This window comes from Candidatus Nitrosarchaeum limnium BG20, assembly GCF_000241145.1.
GTDB lineage: Archaea > Thermoproteota > Nitrososphaeria > Nitrososphaerales > Nitrosopumilaceae > Nitrosarchaeum > Nitrosarchaeum limnae.
In genome coordinates this window covers 1-1,393 of sequence record NZ_AHJG01000218.1, presented here as the reverse complement: position 1 = coordinate 1,393, position 1,393 = coordinate 1, and the positions used below count along the sequence as shown (strand labels likewise).

At 33.4% G+C, this 1,393-nt stretch carries 3 protein-coding genes; 2 read left to right on the top strand and 1 reads right to left on the bottom strand.

Annotation, left to right across the window (positions count from 1 at the left end; translation table 11 throughout):
• Positions 1–292: YjbQ family protein (locus BG20_RS07700; RefSeq protein WP_048097162.1), on the bottom strand; the 292-nt coding region annotated here is incomplete at its 3' end.
• 170 nt (positions 293–462) lie between these two features.
• Between BG20_RS07700 and BG20_RS07695 the strand changes: the two genes are divergently transcribed.
• A complete protein-coding gene (locus tag BG20_RS07695; RefSeq protein WP_010193200.1) occupies positions 463–873 on the top strand; it encodes a hypothetical protein in 411 nt (136 codons plus the stop codon).
• Positions 874–905: 32 nt separating this feature from the next.
• A partial coding sequence (locus tag BG20_RS07690; protein ID WP_010193197.1) for a pelota family protein occupies positions 906–1,393 on the top strand: 488 nt, incomplete at its 3' end.

Genomic DNA, 1,393 nt, shown 5'->3' with positions numbered 1-1,393 from the left:
TTATTTGTCGCTTTAGATGGGCATCTGCATTGTCTTCACCTGTGTTGTTGTGTTTGTATTGATTAATTGGTTCATGAGGTGCAAGTGATTCTAACCATTTTTCAAAATCCTGATGTAATCCACTTTCATCATCATTAATGAAAACGCTTGCAGAGATATGCATTGCATTTACAAGACACAATCCTTCCTGAATTTTGCTTTTAAGAACTAGTTTTCTTATGTCAGGTGTGATATTGATAAAATCTCTTCGTGTTTTTACATTAAAAGTAAGATATTCGGTTAAAGATTTCATGATATGAAATATTGTATCTATCATAAAAATTCTAAGCAGGCTCAGAACTCAAGATCCTCATCATCAATCAAAGGGATAGGGTCATCACTGCCGGCAAGGCAGTATTAAGGTAGATGCCTATTGAGTCTTTCAAGAAGATTGATAAATGACGAACTGGGGATTTATTCAAAATGGTTGCAATTGACACTCCTGCTTCATTGGAAAGTTTCAGAAGATTTGTAATTGGCAGTACATGTCGTTCGTATGCTCCAAGAAGTTATTTGGAGGATCCTGAGGTATTTGCAGAAAGAGAAGACAGTTTAGGTTCAATTTATGTCGAGGCTGCAGATAAAGTAACTTTGAAAAAAGTAAGAGACATCACATTTGTCAATGCTAGAGATATTCTTGGAATTATTTACAATTCAAAGAGTGGAAATACTGCATTAAAGTGGCGTCAACTAAGAAAAAATAATGGAAAAGTGGTAGGTGAAGCATCTGCTAATTCTCTTACAAATTTAGCTGAATCAGGTGTTCTTACTTTGGATTGGGTTGAAAATTATCTCAAGAAAAAAACAGAAGAGACTAAAAAAGTCACAAGCTAAACTCTTTTGTTTCTGTTAATTAGAATAGTATTATGATTACAAAAGCAATTGATGACAATTCAATCTCTGTAATGCCAGAAGATTCTGATGATCTGTTAACTTTACGTCGTGTAATTAGAGAAGGAGATAGAATTGTAGGCGATACTACCAGAGTCATAAAATTAGAGAAAGATTATGCAAGACCAGACAAGGGAGAAAGAATCAGAGTAAGAATTGCATTGAATGTAGAAAAAATATCACTAGATGATGTTTTAGATAGATTAAGAATTGGAGGAACAATACTAGAATCAAGTAATGAATCTGTCCCTCATGGTTCACATCATTCATTTATTCTAAAAATAAATGACGGCATTACGATTACAAAGAAAAAATGGTTACCGATTGAAAAAAATCTAATAGAATCAAACAATAAACAAATAGGATTTGTTTTAGTTGCAATTGACACAGGAGATTGCGGTATTGCAAGACTACGTGGAACCCATTTAGAATTTATTCCAAATATTTATTCAGGATCTGGAGG